Source organism: Gilliamella sp. B3892, from assembly GCF_026536305.1.
Lineage (GTDB): Bacteria > Pseudomonadota > Gammaproteobacteria > Enterobacterales > Orbaceae > Gilliamella.
This window is the reverse complement of the sequence record NZ_JAFNOK010000010.1, coordinates 19890-35673: the sequence shown is the minus strand read 5'-3', so window position 1 is coordinate 35673 and position 15784 is coordinate 19890. Positions and strand designations below refer to the sequence as shown.

The window sequence follows — 15784 nt, the reverse complement described above, 5'->3', positions numbered from 1 at the left end:
AAATTTATTAAAAAATAAAAAAAACACCCATTAAATGACTTGATTGCTCAAAAAAACACCAATATTACTGATTTTTTCAGACCTTATATCCGTCTTTAAGCCTTTTATTAAATCGATCATAACATTATTCTCATTACATAATAATCTAAATATCTCCCATTGCAAATCAAATTCTTCAATAACATCAGATAATTTTTCTTGCTCGCTTTCAGATAGAGAAATATTCGATTTGGTCATCTCAAATTCGGCAACGGTAGTGGCCGATATGCTGCTGACTTTAGCGGTATGTTCAGCGATCTCACCACTTAAATAGGAGTGCAAGATTTCACTTAATGCATGACAAGCATCAATCGCCGGATAAACCATATAAGGGCTATCTTCAGTAACGGTTGGAATAATCGCTTCTAATTTTTCAAGTTGTAAATCGAAGTTAATTTTGGCATCTTGAACTAAGAGCGACTCCCAGATTAAATCTAGAATTTTTTTGAAGTTTTTGGCATCTTGTTCACACTGTTGTAAATTACAATAATAAACAAAGTTTGGATACATTCGTTCACACAAGCAAACCATAAATAATCGTTGTTGCCAATCTGCTAATTTTTCCACTCTTAATTGGACGGGATTTTTAATCATAATGAAACCTTTTGGACTGACGATGTACGGCGTCAACTAAATATTGTACATGCTCTACCGGAATATCGGGCAAAATTCCATGACCCAAATTAAAAACATGCCCATTATTATAGCCAAATTCTGATAAGAGTGATTCAACATTTGCTTCAATTGTCGGCTTATTGGCATATAAAACCGTCGGATCGAGATTACCTTGCAGCGCAATTTGCCCTTTATTGGCAATTTGACTTAAATTAACCGTCCAATCGACACCAACTGCATCACAGCCCGAACGTATAATGGTGTCTAACCATAATCCGCCACCTTTGGTAAATAATGTCACTGGTACATAAGACGTGATATCCTCACTCTTTTTACCTCGTTTTAATTGTGACAAAATTAGCTGCATATAATCTAATGAAAACGTTTGATAAGCTTGATGAGATAACACGCCGCCCCAAGAGTCAAAAATCATTACCGATTGCGCGCCAGCTTCAATCTGAGCATTAAGATAGAGTGCAACACTGTGGGCTAACTTCTCTAATAAAAGATGCAGGGCTTTTGGTTCGCAATAAAGCATCTTTTTGATTTTACTGAAAGATTTGCTGCTTCCCCCTTCAATCATATAAGTGGCTAATGTCCATGGGCTACCGGAAAAACCAATTAACGGCACTTTTCCATTTAAGCTTTTTTTGGTTAAGCTAATTGCATCAGTAACATATTTAAGTGATTGATTGGGATCGGGAATCGGCAATTTTTCGATATCAGATAATTGAGTAATTGATCGGCTGAATTTAGGACCTTCTCCCGCTTCAAAATAGAGACCAAGCCCCATTGCATCAGGAATCGTTAAGATATCAGAAAAAATAATAGCGGCATCAAGATCAAAGCGTTGCAGTGGTTGTAAAGTGGCTTCGCAGGCCAGTTCAGGATTTTGACACATGGTCATAAAATTTCCGGCTTTGGCTCTTAATTGCCGATATTCAGGCAAGTAACGCCCCGCTTGACGCATCATCCATATTGGCGTGTAGTCTACCGGTAAACACTGCAAGGCACGTAAATAACGATCATTTTGTAATTGGCTCATTTTATCGACTCTTTAATAGAAGATATTACGCTGTCAAAAAGTTTCAGTAAAGCACCATGTATCATAAGCACATGTCTCAAAAGTAATATATTTCAAATGGTTATACCTAAAAAATAATATGTTTCAGTAAAAAAGCTCAATACCCTTTGTATATTATTTCTTATCTTGCGGCTGTGATAATGTTCGCTGAGCATAACTAATCAATGTTTCTGAGATATTTTGCATGACACTGCTTTCCGGCGCAAAGCGATGCCAGTAAAGCATACGTCTTTGGTATAAACCTTCAGTTAAATTGACCAGCTCACCGGTTTTTAATTCCTGCTCAACTTGCAACATTGGGATCATACAGCACGCCGAACCTTGTTTAGCTAGCTGAACAAAAGCCTCAGATGAGCTAGTGATATGGCAAATCACACTGCCGGGGGTAAGATTAAAATTCTCTTGTAAAAACGCTTGATGCATATCATCCAAATGGTCAAAAGCCACCGCCGGCGCTTTTAATAGCGATGAGCGAGTCACGCCGTTAGGAAAGTATTTTTTAGCAAATTCCGGAGAAGCCACAAAAATATAGTCAAGCGCACCTAATCGATCCGACAAACAGCCAGGCAAAGGGTTGGCTTGAATACTAATGGCGGCAACAACGGTACCTAATCGCAATAGCTCTAAAGTATGCTCTTCATCTTTGACTTGAATGTCAAAACGTAAGATATTTTTGTCCAAAACTGGCTTTAACGCAGGTAACACCCACGTTGCTAACGAATCGGCGTTAATGGCAATAGAGAGTGATAACGGCGTTGAATTTTGTTCATTGTCACCTAACCACTGCTGTTCTAACAATTCGACTTGATGCAATAATCCTAAAAGATGCTCACCTTGTTTAGTCGCTTTAGGCGGAATTGTTCTAACCAGTAATTGTTGGCCAAAAAAGCTTTCTAGTTGCTTGATACGTTGTGAAACCGCAGGTTGGGTAATACACAGTTTATCAGCCGCTCTTTCAAATCCTCGTTCTTTTATTACCGCATCTAATGCTTGTAATGCTCTATAATCTGGACGCTTCATAATCTCTTTACTAATGATTTGACCACAGCTTGGATAGTCAAGCTATATTAATTTTGCAAAAAAATTTAAACAGAACTTAAAATTAACATATTTTATAAAAATACTAATGATTTTTGCTTTCCAATTGGTTACTATGCCATATCTTCAACAATTTTGCTTTCAAAATTTTAATTTTTTAAGAAAAATTATACTTAAGTACGGTGATATCATGACGCAAGATGAATTAAAAAAAGCGGTGGGCTGGTCAGCATTAAAATTTGTTAAACCCGGCACACTAGTTGGTGTTGGCACAGGATCGACAGCTGCTCACTTTATTGATGCTTTAGCGACGATGAAAGATCAGATTAAAGGCGCTGTCTCAAGCTCGGAAGCATCGACCCAAAAATTAAAAAGCTATGGTATCACAGTGTTAGATTGTAACGATGTTGATAGTTTAGATGTCTACGTTGACGGTGCTGATGAAATTAATCATCAGTTACAAATGATTAAAGGCGGTGGCGCTGCGCTAACTCGTGAAAAAATTGTCTCAGCATTAGCCAAACAGTTTATCTGCATAGTTGATCAATCAAAAGTTGTTGATGTGCTAGGTAAATTTCCGTTACCGGTTGAAGTGATCCCAATGGCTCGCTCATATGTGGCAAGAGAGCTATTTAAACTCGGCGGAAAACCGATTTATCGTCAGGGTGTGATAACTGACAACGGTAATGTCATACTTGATGTCCACGACCTTGTCATTTCAACACCAACAGAACTTGAAGACCGCATCAATGGCATTGCCGGTGTGGTAACGGTTGGATTATTTGCCAACAAAGGCGCCGATGTTGCTCTAGTCGGTACGCCAAATGGTGTGACAGAATTAAGATAAAGCCTATTGCGCAAGCTGGCAGTAAGTAACAATGATATAAAAAAGAAAGAGAGAGGAAAAAATGGTTGTTCAGGCGTTAACCAAAGATGAAAACAAATTTTTATTGCTTGAAGGGGTGCACCCGACTGCGATAGAAACACTCAAATCAGCAGGCTTTACCAATATTGAGTATCATAAAAGTGCCTTATCGCAATCCGAGCTGATCGAAGCATTAAAAGATGCACGTTTTATTGGCATACGTTCCCGAACAAACTTAACCAAAGAAATCATCGAAGCGGCACCAAAACTAGCCGGTATTGGTTGTTTTTGTATCGGCACCAATCAAGTGGATCTCGATGCCGCTGCGGTAAAAGGAATACCTGTTTTTAACGCCCCCTTTTCCAATACTCGCTCAGTCGCTGAATTAGTGCTGGCCGAAGCCATTTTACTGTTACGCCGGGTACCAGAAGCGAACGCTAAAGCACATCAAGGAAAATGGAATAAAATAGCCACCGGATCGCATGAAGCTCGAGGCAAAAATCTGGGAATTATTGGTTATGGACATATCGGCAGTCAATTAAGTGTGCTAGCTGAATCACTGGGTATGAACGTTTACTTTTACGATATTGAAACCAAATTACCATTAGGAAATGCCAAACAGATAGCCAGTATCAAAGAGTTACTCGCTATGAGCGATATTGTCAGTATGCACGTGCCGGAAAACGCAACCACAATAAAAATGATCAGTCACACTGAGTTTGACATGATGAAACCCGGCGCAATTTTAATTAACGCCTCACGTGGTAAAGTGATTGATCTGCAAGCATTAACGCAAGCGCTTGAAAGCGAAAAAATTAGCGGCGCAGCAATTGATGTTTTCCCAACCGAACCAGCCAGCAATAGCGATCCTTTTGATTCACCACTATGCAAATTTGATAATGTGATTATTACCCCCCATATTGGCGGATCCACAACCGAAGCGCAAGAAAATATCGGTATCGAAGTGGCGACAAAACTCGCCAAATACTCAGATACCGGCGCCACCCTATCGGCGGTTAACTTCCCGGAAGCATCATTACCGATTCCGGCAAAAGGATCCAGCCGTTTTATCAACATTCACCATAACCAGCCCGGCGTACTAACCGCAATCAACACCCTATTTGCCGAACAAGGCTTAAATATCTCAGCCCAGTATCTGCAAACCGATCCAAAAATTGGTTATGTGGTGATTGATATTGATCGCGTTGAGCAAAACAAAGCCGAAGAGTTATTAGTAAAACTTAAAAACGTCACCGGCACAATTAGAGCCAGACTCCTATTCTAATCACAACCCACGCAAGTGAACTGAGCGTCACTTGCGTAAAAATGCCAACCGCTAACCTTTCACCAAAGCCAAAAAATGCTTGTCAAGAAGTTTCAGAAAATATAGGTGTTTAAGCAAAAAACACAAATCCTTGACAAGAACTTTCAGAAAATACCCACGTTTCAGTATAAAATCAAAAAGTTTTAGATATTTCAAAAACATCCTAAACCCCTTATTCAGCTTTCAAGGGCGCTCTATATATGTTCCCGAGTTTTCGTATTTTCTAAACAGCTTATGCAGCCGTGAAGAACAGAAACAAAAATGTATGACGGTGCAAAATTTTCTAAACGGTTTATGCAGCTTTCAAGTTATCAAGTCACTCAAAACCAGATCAGAAGGTTTTCTAAACAGCTTATGCAGCTTTCAAGTAGAAACTTACATACTATAAACATCGTTTATAAAAACATAAAGGGCAATTTTAGGTTTAAAAACCCTTTTTTTTAGCGCTTTTGCAATATATTGATTTTTAATAGTTTTATTTTTAGCTAAAAAAAAGGGTTCATAAAGTTTGTATTTTCAATTCCACTACTATTTCTAAACGACTTACCATTACCTTCCACAAAACAAACAAATGGACCAACCCGCACCTTCACAAAGCGCCGACAACTGAGCGAGGTTAGCACGCCAAACAAGGATGTTTGGCGAGGCGCTGCTTTGTCCGGAACAAATCAGCGCCGGTGCGTTAAGACCTAACGAAGGCGGAAGGCAGTCGAAGACCGCTTTGGGCGGTGCTGCGATGGGGTTATTAGGTGGATTTCGCATAAAATCCCCCTAATTCGGACGCCGACACCGAAAATAAAATATCAATCAATTAACAGCGTCCGAAACCTGCGGACTAAAAACCCACAACATTTAACTAAATTAAAAAACCTTGTCAAAAACTTTCAGAAAATATAGGCGTTTAAGCAAAAAACACAAACTCTGACAAGAACTTTCAGAAATCATAGGTGTTTAAGTAAAAAACGGTAATGGTAACCAAAGCCGCAATAAATAGTCGCATGCACGTATTTGGCTTATTAATAAGCTATAAAAAAGAACAACTACACTACGCCGTTAGCTATCAGCGACCTTAACTTTAATAACTTTGATGTTTCGCTCAACAAGGGCATCATAATATTTATCATCTAAATTATCATCGGTAATAATGGTATCAACCGCACTTAAATCACACACCACATTGGGACTACGGCGGCCAAATTTTGAAGAATCGGCAAGTAAAATTAACTTAGCAGCGGCTTTACTCATCGCAACACTACCATGATAGCTTTCGTTAAAGGTTGTCACGCCACCGACCAAATCTACACCGTCAGCTCCCATAAACAGTTTATCAAAAGTATAGGATTCAAAAGCGGCAATCGCTGAAGCATTATTACTGTGAAAAGAGGCTGATTTACGGCGAAAGGTGCCACCGGTTAGGATAATAGTTTGATCGTTATCATTCGCCACCAGCTCATTTACCATATGTAAGCTGTTAGTCATAATAGTGAGATTATTAAATTGGGCTAACATGGGGATCATCTGTGCCACGGTGCTACCGGCATCAAAAATAATTGAATCACCTTCATGAATTAGTTTAGCCGCTTCGGCTGCTATCGCCTTTTTTGCGGCGGTATTGATGTAAGTTTTATGGTCAATGGCTCGATCGCCAATCTCCCGATTTAACATAGCACCGCCATAAGTTCTTAAAACTAAACCACTTTCATTCAGTTGGGTAAGATCTTTACGAATGGTTGTACCGGTCGTTTGGAAATGGGCAACCAATTGATCAACACTTACTTGCCCATGATTTTGCAGATACTCTAAAATTGCAGTTTGTCTTTGCTTTACCTTCATGCTTAGATTCCATCATCATTATTAGCAGATATAAGAACTTATTTCGAAAATTATTATACTTTAAAATAAAAGAAAATACTTTTCATAATAAAAGTTTATTACTAATTATTTGCAGTAAGGGCGACACGTAATGCACTTTGTGAGGCAAGATCGTTTGGAAAGTATTGTATTGGATCGATTTGAGTGATCGATAAGCCATGTAAATCGCTCATCGCTTTTGGTAAAGCAAAAACGGTAATGCCCTTCATGATAACAGAGTCGATAACTACTTGATTTTCATCTAATGATAAAGCAATTAACACTCTAGGTTTAAAGCGTTTGGTTTGACTACGACCGACACCCAAATAAGTGCCCTTTTTCATGGCTAAAAATGCTTGATTGAAACGTCGAATCTGCACCCAGCTAAACACAATTTGGGTGCACCATGCAATAAAAGCCAGCACAATTAAGGTTGTTGTCATATTCATGGTGATCTCCGTTGATAAGCAAGGTAAATAGATGCGGCGAAAGCAATTGGTTTTGCTTTCGCGCGCTATTTTAACTAGAACATCACTTGTCCACCAGTAATATTAATGGATTGCCCGGTGCAGTAAGAGGCTTTATCGCTGGCATAAAACAGTAATACATTTAACACATCTTGATAATCACATCCTCTTTTGAGTGGCACTTTGTCAATATAGACTTGCTCAACTTCGCTTTCGGCAATACCTAATTTTTTCGCATATTGTGGGATCAATGATTGGAACATTGGCGATTTGATTAAATTGCCTAACATCAGTGAATTGACCGTAATGCCATAATCAGCCAGATCGAGCGCTAGCGATTGAGTTAATCCCACCCCACCGAATTTAGCCGCACTGTATCCGCAATTATGTTTGCTGCCGACTTTTCCTGATTTTGAGTTGATTTGAATAATGCGGCCGGCTATTTTGTGTTTTATCATCAATTTAGCAAATTCACGTGCACATAGAAAATAGCCGGTTAGATTGACATCAACCGAAAGTTGAAAATCTTTTAAGCTAAAATCGGTAATTGGTGCCGCTTTGGCCACCCCTGCACTATAGACAATTAAATCAACCCGATGAAAGGTATTATCGACATCTTGCGCCAGTTTAACGACACTTTCTTGATTGCCGGCATCAACCTTAAATCCTTGTGCCGTACCTGCACCATGTTTTTGATTAATTGCTTCGGCCACTTTGTTAGCATTATCTAAATTTAAATCCGCAACAACCACTTTATAACCGGCATCAGCAATCCCCAGGCTTAAAAATTCCCCTAGCGTTTGCCCGCCACCAATAACAACTGCAACTTGTTTCATTTTATATTCCTTAATTATTTACAATGCTAATTTCATCACCCACAAAAAGTTGAGCGGGTATGTCGCCTTTTACATGTACTGTTCCGGGTAATTCCGCTTGGCTACTACCGTCAAATCTTAATGTGATGTGACCCAATTGACGAAAATTGATGTTAGCGACATCGCCAACAGCTGTGATGTGATAAAGGTGCTTGCCTAATTGGAGTGTTTGCCCAACTTGCAGATCGTGTTTTAAATCGTCATGACTATGCACAAAACAGTAATCCGCCAAATCTGCCGGCGCGCCATTTTTAAACAGAATTAACATACCGTCAGCTAACGCTTCTTGAGCAAATTTACCGATTAGATCGATTTTTGAATGATAAATAACATTAGACATTATTAACCTTCTTTATTTGTAAGTTCTTAATCCAAAAATTTCTATTTTTTCCGCTACTTTTAGCAGGGATGAAATTCATCCCCGTGCTTTTGTTCATACCATTTAATGATAGATAAAAAACGAGACTGCCCATGCAATAAGTACCGTTGGTGCGCCGGTCAGAAAACGGCTAACTAAAACAGCAGGTACCCCAACACGAACGGTATCTTGTTTAGCTTCCGCTAGCGATAAGCCAACCGGTATAAAGTCACATGCCGCTTGAGCATTAATGGCAAACAGTGCCGGTAATGCTAAATGAGGCGGAATATTACCCAGTCCAATTTGAACGCCAACTAAGGTGCCAATCACTTGCGCAATAACGGCGCCGGGTCCTAAAAATGGTGAAAGTAGTGGGAATGAGCAGATCAACGCTAAAATGATTAACCCTATCGGATTATTTGCCAAAGGCACTAAACCATGGGCAATAAAGTCACCGAGTCCGGAGGCAATGATGATCCCAATAAGCGCTGAAACAAATGCCATAAAAGGCAGTATTGTTTTCAATACGGTATCTATCGTGTCACGGCCAGCTTGGAAAAATACCGCTACCCCCGATCCCATACCAATCCCGATTTTGGCTAACAGACCGTCACTTTGTTCGGTGATTTTTTTACTGCTGTCGTATTGCTTATAGTCGGTTGATTTTTGCTCTTCATCTATGATTGGCGGATTAGCTGATGCGTGATCGGCCGCATCACTTTGCTTTTCAATCAGTTGGATGTTATTGGGTTTGACTGCCGACACATAGATATCTTCCACAATATATTGCGCTAAAGGTCCGGATTTACCGGTGGCATGAATATTAATTGTAGGTACACGATTTTTAGGGTAGATACCACAACGCAAGGTACCGCCACAATCAATGACAGCAACCCCGATCTCTTCTTTTGCCGGCTCGCCTTCTTTAAAACCGTCGATAGCTTCCCAGCCGGTTAATTCTACTAATGTGTCAACAATTGCTGGTCTTGTACCGGCGGCGATATACACAATTTTTTTACCTGCAATAACCGGCAATTCTAAAGGGCCACCCCAACCCGCTTCGCCTTTTTCAATTCGAATAAATTTAGCCATTGTTGTATTCCTTCTTATAATGATTGATAAATATTTAGAGATGAACTTTTCTGTCTAATTTGATACCCATTTTTTTCTCAAAAATGGCGGTACAAAAGTCAGTTATCCAACCCCTAAAGAAGTTAGTGACAAGACCAACAAGAAAATAGCTAACCGCTAGCGGTCCTAATGGAAGATTTAATTGGGTTAAACCAGCGGCAATCCCTAAATAGACAAACAGCTCACCGGGATTAACGTGGGGAAATAGCCCATTCATGGAGTGGCAACTATAGGAAGAAGCTGCATAATAACTTGGCTTGTAAAACTCTGGCATAAAGCGACCTAAGCTTAATGTCATTGGATTACAAAATACAAATGTGCCAATTAAAGGTAATAACAGATAGCGTGAAATCGGATTACCGGCACAAGCTTGCGCTAAACGCTCAATCCGATCTTGCCCAATAAATTTAATTAGCGCATTCATCACAACGAGTAACGAAATTAACAATGGCAAAATGGCTGTTACCATGCCCACAAACACTTTGCCGCCCTCTTGGAATAAACCTATGAACCATTCGGCTCCAAACGAAATTGCATCAATCATATTGTCTCCTATTGAGTTAAATTTCGAAGGAATAGTAACAACTTTAAAAATCAAAAACTTTTAACTTTGTCACATTTTGAAATATTTTCTTTTATTTTGAAAGAAAATATTTAAAACAAAAGTTAACTTTAAAAGTTTTACAGATTCATAGATTGCTAAAATAGCAGTGATAGTCAACAATAGCTGTTTTTTATTGGACTTTGCTTCATAGTTAGCGTAATTTGATACTACAAAGCGTTTTTATTATAAATTTAGAGGAGAATCTAATATGGCTAAAAGCACTAAAAGTACCAAAAGTACGACTTCTGCAAAAAGGCTCCAACAAAAAGCAATTTTGTTTCCAACTGATTTAGGGCAAAAAGCATCAAGAGATATTTCCGGCGCAATGAATTCCGTTTTGGCAGATGTATTTGCCCTTTATTTAAAAACTAAAAATTTCCATTGGCATGTCAGTGGTCCACATTTCCGTGATTACCACTTAATGTTAGATGATCATGGTGAAGAATTATTTGCAATGACAGACCCTATTGCAGAACGTGTACGTAAATTAGGTGGTACTACATTACGCTCAATCGGTCATATCTCAAAATTACAAAGTATTTCTGATAATGATGCTGATTTTGTTGAACCGTCTGATATGCTTGCCGAACTTTGCCAAGATAATATTAAACTCACCGAGCGCATGCGTGTTGCTCATGATATTTGTGATAAATATAACGACTCAGCAACAGCAAGCTTGATTGAAGAGTGGATTGACCAGGCTGAACGCCGTGCATGGTTCTTATTTGAAACCGGTCGTCGACTTGATTCATCTGGTCACTAAACAAGTATTATGCTCAATTATTACAACCCATAAGAGACACATTTGTGTCTCTTAATTCAAATTTAAGGGGTCGACAAATGAGTAAAAAAATTGCTGTATTGGTTGGAAGTCTGCGTAAAGATTCGTACAACTTAAAAGTTGCTAAAGTTTTACAACAAATTGCCCCACCTTCTTTATCATTATTAATCATTGAGATCGGCGATCTGCCGTTATATAACGAAGATATCGATACCGACAACCCTCCCGCTTCTTATACCCTTTTCCGTCAAGAAATTACCGATTGCCAAGGCGTCATTTTTGTCACACCGGAATACAATCGTGGATTACCGGCAGTAATTAAAAATGCGATCGATGTTGGCTCTCGCCCTTATGGTAAAAATGCCTGGGCGAAAAAACCTGCGGCGGTGGTTTCCGTATCACAAGGTGCGATCGGCGGTTTTGGTGCTAATCATCAACTACGTCAATCTTTAGTCTTTCTTGATATGCCTACCTTACAACAGCCTGAAGCGTATATCGGCAATATCAATACTGCTTTTGATGAAAACGGTAATATTAGCGAAAAAACCAAAGCATTCCTTTCACAAATTATTAATAGTTATGCCAGTTGGATTGAAAAGCTAAGCTAATAAGCCTTTCTTTTACCATTCACAGTCAATATAATTGACTGTGTTTAATCCGTTCGCTGGTAAGAATTGCTTTATGACACTGTTTTTTCCCAAAAATGAACAAGAATTACTAAATCGAGCCAAACTGGTTGCCGGCTACAGCTTTGGTGAAATAGCACAATATTTAAATATTGCAATTCCCGCTAATTTAAACAAGCAAAAAGGTTGGGTGGGTAATTTGCTTGAAACATTTTTAGGAGCGAATGCCGGCAGTAAAGCACAGCAGGATTTTGCCGACTTAGGCATCGAGCTTAAAACCATTCCGGTTGATAAACAAGGTGAACCGTTAGAGACCACCTTTGTCAGTGTCACACCGCTCATGGCAAATTACGGCGTTATTTGGGAAACCAGCCACGTAAAATATAAACTTAATAAAGTCCTTTGGATCCCAATCGAAGGTGAAAGATCCATTCCCCTTGCTGAACGTAAAGTCGGCCACCCTATCTTATGGACACCCACTGCCGAGCAGGAACAGCAACTTAAACAAGATTGGCAAGAATTAATGGATATGATTGCTCTAGGACAAGTTGAAAAAATTACAGCCCGTTATGGCACTTATTTGCAAATTAGACCGAAAGCGGCTAACGGCAAAGCATTAACCCAAGCAATTGGCGAACACGGGCAAATAATATTAACCCGACCAAGAGGCTTTTATCTAAAAAAAGCATTTACCCGACAAATCCTCAATTGTGTCATCAACGATTAAATATTTTGTCGCCTAATACAGCTTTTTCCCAAAAAACTTCAATCGTTCAATTTTCTAACTGTTTTTATCTAACCGCTTTTCTCTCTAACACTACTCATCTTTTAAGCACTCCTCCTGAAAAATTAGTCTTTTGATTTTTATGATTATTCTATAAAAAAGGTCTTCCCACTCCCCACACCTTGCCAAATAACAAAGCAAATAGCCTAGTCTCAACAATTTTTAATCTTTGCGATTGTTTTTTGTCGCAATGAGTTTCAGCTTATAACCGGTTGTTTAGTGTCGCACTGTAACATTTTGATGCTTACTTTCGTTAAATTGTGATCCCCAACACAATTACAAAACAATGTTTTAATTATAATAAATTTTAGTTTCAATATTGTTTAGGGAGTAAGTATATGGACCTATTTTTAAATATTTTTGGGCAACCTGCGATTATTATCGCTTTAGTCGCTTTTATCGGTTTAGTTTTACAACGGGCTAAATTATCGAAGATTATTACCGGAACGCTGTTATCTTTTATTGGATTTGTCTTAATTAAGACCGGTGGCAAGATACTTGGTGGCGTATTGGTGATGTTTAGTAATATGTTTACCCACGCATTTGGCATGCATGGCGTAGTACCAAGTAATGAAGCTATCACTGCCTTAACAATGGAGTCTTTGGGCGCAAGTGCGGCATTTATCTTATTTTTTGCCATGATTATTAACTTGTTATTAGCCCGTTTCACACGGTTTAAATCGATCTATTTATCGCTGCATCTCATTTTGTTTATGGCATTTTCCTATACTGCGGTGCTTAAAGGTATGGGCTATGACGGTGTGATTATCGTGGCTTCTGGTGCCATAATTATTGGCTTTTATATGGCAATATTTCCTACTTTGCTCTCTCGCTTTAGCCAAAAAATTATTGGCCATAACGATTATTGCATAGCGCATGCCGGCACTATTTCTTACTTGATTGGCGCCTATAGCGGTCGGTTAATTGGCAATGCCAAAAACGATATTGAGCAGATTAAAATTAACGACCGTTTTAGCTTTTTAAGGCAAGCTGATGTAGCAACTTTTATCACGATGTTTGTTTTGTTGTGCCTCTCTGGATTATTTTCACAACCGGAATATTTAAAACAGATATTGAAGAATAATACCTTTATTATTTTTGCTTTGGAGCAGTCAGCTATTTTTGCTGGCGGTTTATATATTGCTAAAAAAGGTGTGGCTATTTTTACCGAAGAGATTATTCCGGCTTTTAAAGGCTTTGCACAAGTTGTTGCGCCCGGTTGTGTGCCAGCCGTTGATCCTATGGTGTTGTTTGATAAAGCGCCAAACTGTGTGTTGGTCGGGTTTATCGTCAGCTTTTTTACTGAAGTGGCTTGCGTGGTGATTTTTCCTTTTATTGGTTTGCCCATTATTATTCCGGGAATTATGGCAAGTTTTATAACTGGCGGAACGGCAGCTATTTTTGGTAATTCAACCGGCGGGGCGATAGGTGCAATAATTGCGGCGTTTATCAATGGGTTATTATTGTGTATTTTACCGGCTTTAGCATTACCACTTTTCGCCTTTTTAGGGGTTGAAGGGGTCACTTTTGCCGATCCGGATTTTACCACGCTTTCACTGCTAACCGAAGGAGTGATGAAACTGTTTCATTAATATTATAGGTGCGCCATTTAGCCTATATTCATTGTATCAATTAGCAATTGGCTAGGTAAAAAAAGTCCGCCGAAGCGGACTTTGGGTTGAGGCAATTATAAAATATCTAACATTAAAATTTTGGAATTACGCTGATAGTTGTACAACTGTTTCTTTTTAATCGGTAAATCATCGACTTGAGCAGGATTAAAGCCTTTTTCTCTAAACCAATGAATGCTGCGGGTTGTTAAAACAAAGATTTTCTCTAATCCTAAACGATTAGCACTTTCAGCGATTTTTTCAATTAACAGATCGCCTCGTGAGGAGTTACGATATTGTGGATGAATGGCAACACAAGCCATTTCACCCATTTTTTCATCCAGATATGGATAAAGCGCAGCGCAACCAATTGTCATGTTATCCCGCTCGATTATGGTAAATTTATCAATTTCGATCTCTAATTGTTCTCTTGAGCGTTTAACTAAAATCCCTTGCTCTTCCAGTGGGCGTATCAGCTCTAAGATGCCACCGATATCGTTAATGGTTGCTTGGCGAACTTGTTCGGAGTGTTCCATGGCAACTTGCGTTCCAATCCCGTCCCGAGAGAATAACTCTTGTAAAATCGAGCCATCAACCAGATAACTCACTAAATGACTGCGCCGTACACCATTACGGCAAGCCTTCGATGCTGCACGTAAAAAGCGAGCTTCACTCGATAAGTGTTTTCCTTGTAGCGCTTTTTGATCGACGTAATTATCGGCATCGATTGGAAACAGATCAGTAATAACATGCCCTTGTTCATCAAGCACACCTTGTTCGGCACAAAAGCTAATCAGCTTATCGGCTTTTAGTCGAATGGCAACCTCTGCTGCGACATCTTCTGATGCTAAGTTAAAACTCTCACCGGTAACAGAAACTCCCACCGGTCCTAACAAAACAATCGAGCCTCGATTTAATTGTTCATCAATCGCTTCACCATTAATCCGGCGAATTTTACCGGTATGACAATAATCAATGCCGTCATCAACACCAAGAGGCTGCGCAATGACAAAATTACCACTTACCACATTAATATGCGCACCTTGCAACGGGGTATTATTCAAGCTCATCGATAAACTGGCGGTAATGTTAAGCTGTAATAGCCCGGTGACCTGTTTGACGATGTCAAGGGTGGGAGCATCGGTGATGCGGGTGTTTTTATAGTATTTCGGTTCGATATTGTGTTGTTTTAGTGATTCATCAATTTGATTACGAGCGCCGTTAACAATGACCAGTTTAATGCCCAGACTATACAGTAGACCAATATCGCTAATGATACTTGAATAATTATTACTTTTTAGAACAGCGCCGGTTAATAAAATAACAAACGTTTTTCCATGATGTGCATTGATATAAGGGACGCTATGCCTTAACCCTTCAACTAATTCAGTTGTTCTTTCTTTCATCATTACAACCACCAAAATGAATATTTATTCAGATTTTGTGTATTTTTATTCATTTTTAGCCAATTAGCAAGTAATATTTGTTAAAATATAGACAATATTCAGTGCTAACTTAGCGATAGCAAAGGGCAACGAAATTCGGCAAAGTTCAGGTTAGATAATGTTTAAAGGCGAAATAAGGTTACATTACCAATAGTTAAAAAGCACACCTTTTTTGTGGTGTGCTTTTTTATTGAGATAATAGAAATTATTTTAAATAGTGGTGTTAAATATAGTTATGATCAACTAAATACAATTCTCTGTCACCCCTATTTCAGCGTGAATATTTT

17 protein-coding genes are annotated in these 15784 nt (G+C 39.0%); 7 read left to right on the top strand and 10 right to left on the bottom strand.

All coding sequences use genetic code 11. From position 1 onward, the window contains the following. Positions 1–30 precede the first annotated feature (30 nt). From J3U74_RS09855 to J3U74_RS09845, 3 genes are all read right to left on the bottom strand, one after another. On the bottom strand, positions 31–633 hold the full coding sequence (locus tag J3U74_RS09855) for a YjaG family protein (protein ID WP_220218784.1): 603 nt from the start codon (positions 631–633) through the stop codon (positions 31–33). Then, on the bottom strand, positions 626–1699 hold the full coding sequence (hemE, locus tag J3U74_RS09850; RefSeq protein WP_267329322.1) for a uroporphyrinogen decarboxylase: 1074 nt from the start codon (positions 1697–1699) through the stop codon (positions 626–628). Before hemE ends, J3U74_RS09855 begins: the two co-directional genes overlap by 8 nt. 153 nt (positions 1700–1852) lie before the next feature. After that, positions 1853–2758 (bottom strand): LysR family transcriptional regulator ArgP, encoded by a 906-nt coding sequence (locus tag J3U74_RS09845; RefSeq protein ID WP_220218782.1) that lies wholly within the window; start codon positions 2756–2758, stop codon positions 1853–1855. A 208-nt stretch (positions 2759–2966) separates the two neighbouring features. Here J3U74_RS09845 and rpiA point away from each other — a divergent pair, with 208 nt between their 5' ends. The 3 genes from rpiA (at position 2967) to J3U74_RS09830 (ending at position 5740) form a co-directional block, all read left to right on the top strand. Then, positions 2967–3623: a ribose-5-phosphate isomerase RpiA gene (gene rpiA / locus J3U74_RS09840; protein WP_267329323.1), complete on the top strand. Its 657-nt coding sequence runs from the start codon at positions 2967–2969 to the stop codon at positions 3621–3623. Positions 3624–3684: 61 nt separating this feature from the next. Further along, on the top strand, positions 3685–4926 hold the full coding sequence (serA, locus tag J3U74_RS09835; RefSeq protein ID WP_220218780.1) for a phosphoglycerate dehydrogenase: 1242 nt from the start codon (positions 3685–3687) through the stop codon (positions 4924–4926). Positions 4927–5599: 673 nt separating this feature from the next. After that, complete coding sequence (locus J3U74_RS09830; RefSeq protein WP_267346934.1) at positions 5600–5740, top strand: hypothetical protein; 141 nt, start codon at positions 5600–5602, stop codon at positions 5738–5740. 278 nt (positions 5741–6018) lie between these two features. Here J3U74_RS09830 and srlR read toward each other — a convergent pair whose 3' ends face one another. From srlR to srlA, 6 genes are all read right to left on the bottom strand, one after another. After that, a complete protein-coding gene (gene srlR, locus J3U74_RS09825) occupies positions 6019–6798 on the bottom strand; it encodes a glucitol operon DNA-binding transcriptional repressor SrlR (RefSeq protein ID WP_220218779.1) in 780 nt (259 codons plus the stop codon). A gap of 101 nt (positions 6799–6899) precedes the next feature. Next, complete coding sequence (locus J3U74_RS09820) at positions 6900–7265, bottom strand: transcriptional regulator GutM (protein ID WP_220218778.1); 366 nt, start codon at positions 7263–7265, stop codon at positions 6900–6902. Positions 7266–7339: 74 nt separating this feature from the next. Then, positions 7340–8119 carry a sorbitol-6-phosphate dehydrogenase gene (srlD, locus tag J3U74_RS09815; protein ID WP_267329031.1) on the bottom strand — a complete coding sequence of 260 codons (780 nt, stop codon included), beginning with the start codon at positions 8117–8119 and terminating at the stop codon, positions 7340–7342. A gap of 10 nt (positions 8120–8129) precedes the next feature. Then, positions 8130–8498: a PTS glucitol/sorbitol transporter subunit IIA gene (locus tag J3U74_RS09810; RefSeq protein ID WP_267329032.1), complete on the bottom strand. Its 369-nt coding sequence runs from the start codon at positions 8496–8498 to the stop codon at positions 8130–8132. Positions 8499–8600: 102 nt separating this feature from the next. Then, positions 8601–9608: a PTS glucitol/sorbitol transporter subunit IIB gene (locus J3U74_RS09805; protein WP_267329033.1), complete on the bottom strand. Its 1008-nt coding sequence runs from the start codon at positions 9606–9608 to the stop codon at positions 8601–8603. Positions 9609–9642: 34 nt separating this feature from the next. Further along, complete coding sequence (srlA, locus tag J3U74_RS09800) at positions 9643–10191, bottom strand: glucitol/sorbitol-specific PTS transporter subunit IIC (protein WP_220218774.1); 549 nt, start codon at positions 10189–10191, stop codon at positions 9643–9645. A gap of 268 nt (positions 10192–10459) precedes the next feature. Here srlA and J3U74_RS09795 point away from each other — a divergent pair, with 268 nt between their 5' ends. From J3U74_RS09795 to J3U74_RS09780, 4 genes are all read left to right on the top strand, one after another. After that, a complete protein-coding gene (locus tag J3U74_RS09795; protein ID WP_220218773.1) occupies positions 10460–11014 on the top strand; it encodes a Dps family protein in 555 nt (184 codons plus the stop codon). Positions 11015–11091: 77 nt separating this feature from the next. Next, positions 11092–11640: an NADPH-dependent FMN reductase gene (locus J3U74_RS09790; protein ID WP_267329034.1), complete on the top strand. Its 549-nt coding sequence runs from the start codon at positions 11092–11094 to the stop codon at positions 11638–11640. Between the two features lie 73 nt (positions 11641–11713). Continuing rightward, on the top strand, positions 11714–12385 hold the full coding sequence (gene mutH, locus J3U74_RS09785) for a DNA mismatch repair endonuclease MutH (protein WP_267329035.1): 672 nt from the start codon (positions 11714–11716) through the stop codon (positions 12383–12385). A gap of 395 nt (positions 12386–12780) precedes the next feature. Further along, positions 12781–14034, top strand: a complete 1254-nt coding sequence (locus J3U74_RS09780) for a PTS ascorbate transporter subunit IIC (RefSeq protein ID WP_267329036.1) — start codon at positions 12781–12783, stop codon at positions 14032–14034. 95 nt (positions 14035–14129) lie between these two features. On the opposite strand, the gene argA is transcribed toward J3U74_RS09780, so the two are convergent. Next, on the bottom strand, positions 14130–15458 hold the full coding sequence (gene argA, locus J3U74_RS09775) for an amino-acid N-acetyltransferase (RefSeq protein WP_294834426.1): 1329 nt from the start codon (positions 15456–15458) through the stop codon (positions 14130–14132). Positions 15459–15784: the final 326 nt, after the last annotated feature.

Excerpts from the sequence above, each read along its gene's own strand:
- J3U74_RS09855 (WP_220218784.1), bottom strand. The coding sequence starts at position 633 with ATGATTAAAAATCCCGTCCAATTAAGAGTGGAAAAATTAGCAGATTGG.
- hemE (WP_267329322.1), bottom strand. The coding sequence starts at position 1,699 with ATGAGCCAATTACAAAATGATCGTTATTTACGTGCCTTGCAGTGTTTA.
- J3U74_RS09845 (WP_220218782.1), bottom strand. The coding sequence starts at position 2,758 with ATGAAGCGTCCAGATTATAGAGCATTACAAGCATTAGATGCGGTAATA.
- rpiA (WP_267329323.1), top strand. The coding sequence starts at position 2,967 with ATGACGCAAGATGAATTAAAAAAAGCGGTGGGCTGGTCAGCATTAAAA.
- serA (WP_220218780.1), top strand. The coding sequence starts at position 3,685 with ATGGTTGTTCAGGCGTTAACCAAAGATGAAAACAAATTTTTATTGCTT.
- J3U74_RS09830 (WP_267346934.1), top strand. The coding sequence starts at position 5,600 with ATGTTTGGCGAGGCGCTGCTTTGTCCGGAACAAATCAGCGCCGGTGCG.
- srlR (WP_220218779.1), bottom strand. The coding sequence starts at position 6,798 with ATGAAGGTAAAGCAAAGACAAACTGCAATTTTAGAGTATCTGCAAAAT.
- J3U74_RS09820 (WP_220218778.1), bottom strand. The coding sequence starts at position 7,265 with ATGAATATGACAACAACCTTAATTGTGCTGGCTTTTATTGCATGGTGC.
- srlD (WP_267329031.1), bottom strand. The coding sequence starts at position 8,119 with ATGAAACAAGTTGCAGTTGTTATTGGTGGCGGGCAAACGCTAGGGGAA.
- J3U74_RS09810 (WP_267329032.1), bottom strand. The coding sequence starts at position 8,498 with ATGTCTAATGTTATTTATCATTCAAAAATCGATCTAATCGGTAAATTT.
- J3U74_RS09805 (WP_267329033.1), bottom strand. The coding sequence starts at position 9,608 with ATGGCTAAATTTATTCGAATTGAAAAAGGCGAAGCGGGTTGGGGTGGC.
- srlA (WP_220218774.1), bottom strand. The coding sequence starts at position 10,191 with ATGATTGATGCAATTTCGTTTGGAGCCGAATGGTTCATAGGTTTATTC.
- J3U74_RS09795 (WP_220218773.1), top strand. The coding sequence starts at position 10,460 with ATGGCTAAAAGCACTAAAAGTACCAAAAGTACGACTTCTGCAAAAAGG.
- J3U74_RS09790 (WP_267329034.1), top strand. The coding sequence starts at position 11,092 with ATGAGTAAAAAAATTGCTGTATTGGTTGGAAGTCTGCGTAAAGATTCG.
- mutH (WP_267329035.1), top strand. The coding sequence starts at position 11,714 with ATGACACTGTTTTTTCCCAAAAATGAACAAGAATTACTAAATCGAGCC.
- J3U74_RS09780 (WP_267329036.1), top strand. The coding sequence starts at position 12,781 with ATGGACCTATTTTTAAATATTTTTGGGCAACCTGCGATTATTATCGCT.
- argA (WP_294834426.1), bottom strand. The coding sequence starts at position 15,458 with ATGAAAGAAAGAACAACTGAATTAGTTGAAGGGTTAAGGCATAGCGTC.